The organism is Marinomonas sp. S3726, assembly GCF_000967665.1.
GTDB lineage: Bacteria > Pseudomonadota > Gammaproteobacteria > Pseudomonadales > Marinomonadaceae > Marinomonas.
Genome location: NZ_JXYC01000044.1, coordinates 1 through 3,252, shown reverse-complemented (window position 1 = coordinate 3,252; position 3,252 = coordinate 1). Strand labels below are relative to the sequence as shown.

2 protein-coding genes and 1 pseudogene are annotated in these 3,252 nt (G+C 45.8%); all 3 read right to left on the bottom strand.

From position 1 onward, the window contains the following. A partial coding sequence (locus TW85_RS24115; protein WP_046019696.1) for a phage minor head protein occupies positions 1-823 on the bottom strand: 823 nt, incomplete at its 3' end. After that, positions 823-2,379, bottom strand: coding sequence for a DUF935 domain-containing protein (locus TW85_RS24110; protein WP_046019695.1), 1,557 nt, complete (start codon positions 2,377-2,379; stop codon positions 823-825). The genes TW85_RS24115 and TW85_RS24110, both read right to left, overlap by 1 nt. Beyond that, positions 2,379-3,252: pseudogene (locus tag TW85_RS26250) on the bottom strand (hypothetical protein); the annotation flags it as partial. The gene TW85_RS24110 and the pseudogene TW85_RS26250, both read right to left, overlap by 1 nt.

Genomic DNA, 3,252 nt, shown 5'->3' with positions numbered 1-3,252 from the left:
AGAAAGCATTCGCGTATTCTGTTTCCTGAAGACCGTCCGGCAACACTTGTTCTTGTGAAACCGATGATGGGCTAGGCATAGGTAAATTATCGGGCCGATACATGGGGATCGGTTGTCGCTGCGTCTCTCTTTGTCGCGGGGTGAAATGCTCACGAGGCGCTTGGTTTGGTCGATACTCAAAGCCCGGACTAATCCCTTCAGGAATCGCTTTCACTTCGCCTGTACGTTTATCCGTGTGGTCATAATACTTAATGGGGGGGGCTGTATCGGGTTTCGTTTTCCCCATGCGCTTCATGGCACGCTCTGATTTAGCAAACTTTTTACAGTTGCAACCGTACCCGTTGCTGGGGCTGTGTGTTATCCAGAAAGGGTCATTGGCCGCTAATACCATTCGATCCCATGACTTATGAATTAAGCGAAAGTGCTCAGCACCGCTGTGTCTGTATTCCAAATAAGGGAATGTCTTTTGAAACTTAGGGTCAGCAAATTGGGCTTCACGGCCTGCGTTGTAAGCTTGTCGAATATTGGTTGTGTAAATCAGTTTAGAACGCCAACCGGGCTCTCCGTTATAATCCCAGCCATGTGTTTTTACAATTTGATCAAAGCGCTTTCTAAAATCTTGTAATGTCTCGCCGTCTTTTATCGCCGCACGCACAGCACTAGCAAAGTCTTCAACAATGGCGGTTTTATTTGCCCCCGCCACCATAAACGCGTTGTCATGCTGTTCAGCATAAACATCTTCCCAACCGTTAGTTGGTAAAGGCGTTTTCTTCTCAAAATAATCGAGAGACTCTTTAAAAGGTTGCGATCCATAGCTTGGCATTATTCGGCTCCTTGGATCGCATCATAACGGGCGGCAAGGTTGGCAACAGATAAAGCCTGTCCTAATACATCGGCCATATCATCAAGCTCAATCGGTAACGCCATTAACTGCTCTAATAGAGATTCAAGACTGGTTGCGTTATCAATCGCTATTCTAATTTGATTAAGCGTGGCGGTATTCAACTCAGCGCTTTGGGACTGAATGTTTTTAACTAAGGCGTTTAGCTCGGCATCTTCTGGGTCTAATTGATTTTGTTGGCCTTCTTTTAAAGCGGCTAACGCGGCTTGCGGGCTCGGATTGTTAGTTGAATATGTCAGAACCGCTTCGCCTTCTTTTGGCTCTGGTATCTGAAGCTTTTCAGTTACCCAACTTACCGGAATTTGCATCCCCATTTCGACAAGCTTGGGCATATGTTCAGCGTAATGAGCAATATCCTCTGGCTCACTTAGGTCAAACTCAAAACGTGGGATACGATGAGGGCCGCTATAACTGCGGCAGTTTAATGCGTATAACGGGTAGATAAGATCCCGCGTGATAGTCGCGGCGATTTGTTTCGCGTCACTATCGCGTAGTTCTTGTCTTACTTCATTATGAACATTGCCCAGTGCGTTGGTTGAACTCTTACCATCCGCTTGACTTGTCAGAGTGCCACCTAACACCGCTTTTGATTGGGTTCGTTCGCACCAGTTCATCATAGCTTCAAAAGGGTCACTAGCGCCTTTTGCCGCTTCTTGAAAATCAATGTCCATGCCACGAGGTATAATGCCGCCTGCGTTATGGCCAATTGACATGACGGCCTGTAAGAGCGTTGATTTTTCTTTTGCGCTGGCACCCGTTGGGTATTTACCCAAACGTAGCGGTAAACCGTAAATTTCTAAAAATTCGGCTAGGTCACGTACCGAATAATTCTTAAACAAGAATGGCCATGCTAACACCCTGACTAAAGCGGATCGTCCGACATAACCACTTTTAGCCGCGTGTTTATGGCTTAACCAGCCGAACGGCTGGAGCTCGGCACCTTCATAAGTGCTGTCTCTTAGCCTTAGTTCATTTCGGTTTGTAGGATGAGTTTGAAACCAAGCGGGGTCTCGCCAGTTGCATTTTGGAATACGTAGCTTTTCAACGGTTTGCCATTCAAGTTCTAAGTTTGAGTAACCTTTTAAAATTCCATCCGATAAGTTGAACACGAGATCTTCAAGGTCTGTTCTGTCTTCCATCATTTCAGTCAGCATGGCTACATCCGCAAGCTCTGCTTTAGACGCGTCACGAGGGGCGACGATCTGCCAGTCTAGACCTAATAAAACACGACGACGCTTTTGCAGCTCACTAAATACGTGACCGTCTTTTTCTTCTATATCTTCGGCAAGTTCGCATTGGCTGATTAAATTGCCGCGTTCGGCTTCGACCATAATCGCGGCGAGTTTAGTTGGGGTTAAGCCTCTGGACGGATGCGTTGAAAAATGATGATAGAGCCCTGTTATTTGGGCTCTATCATCTTGGGTTTGCATCTCTTGTGGTTCCGACGAAAGCGGCTGCCCGTGTATATCAACTAGCATTAGTATGCTCCTTCAATTTGGTCTAAATAACTATCGTCATCGTCTGAGTATTCTCCCCAGCGGCTATCTCTATTTGGTAACGGTGTAAAATCAATTTCACCACCGTCCATATAAGAAGCCCTGTTAGCCATCGCCAATGACACGGCAAAGTCCCCGTGACGTTTACTCTTTGCGTTGCTTGCGCCTTCGTCTTTAGTTCGGCCTTTATCTATGCAAGGGATGCCGTTGACGACTTTAATTTGAAGTAGGTCGTCTAAGATATTTTGGTGTCGAGGGACTTCAATATTAAAAGATTCAAATTCGGCTTTAAGCTTTGGCATCCACTCTTGGTACCAGCCAGCAGATAACATGACTTGATCAACCATGTCAGTGCCAAATTCAAGCGCGGCTTTTTCAGCAAGGTAACCACCGTTACCTGTTGCATCGAATGCAGCGCCACTTAAGCGCGGTAATTTGCGCATAATAAACATCATGACTTGCGCTTGCTGTTCGTAGGTGAGGCTTCTTAATTCAACAACAAAAGGGGCGCGCTTACGTAAATCTGAGCGAATAGATAAAGGCGTAAATACCGTTAAGTCACCACGACGAGCAAAATCTTCACCAAACGTATGCCGCTCTTCTGGATTAAGCTTTTCAAGTAAAGGCGAAAGGTTTTCATCACAGAAAGTTTGCATCTCAGCTTCTCTTACTGCCACAGACCAGGACATAAAATCTTCGGGAGCTTCGTAACGAATAATAGGAATAGAGTGATCCGCCACCATAGCTTGTTCAATTAAGACACGGCCTAAATAAGTACCACCGGATTTTTTAGGCACGCAGCCGTACTCTTCGTCGGCTGACTCTTTATTCGGTGCGTTTTTATATAAATTTTCA

Coding starts and splice junctions, on each gene's coding strand:
- TW85_RS24110 (WP_046019695.1), bottom strand. CDS start 2,379: ATGCTAGTTGATATACACGGGCAGCCGCTTTCGTCGGAACCACAAGAG.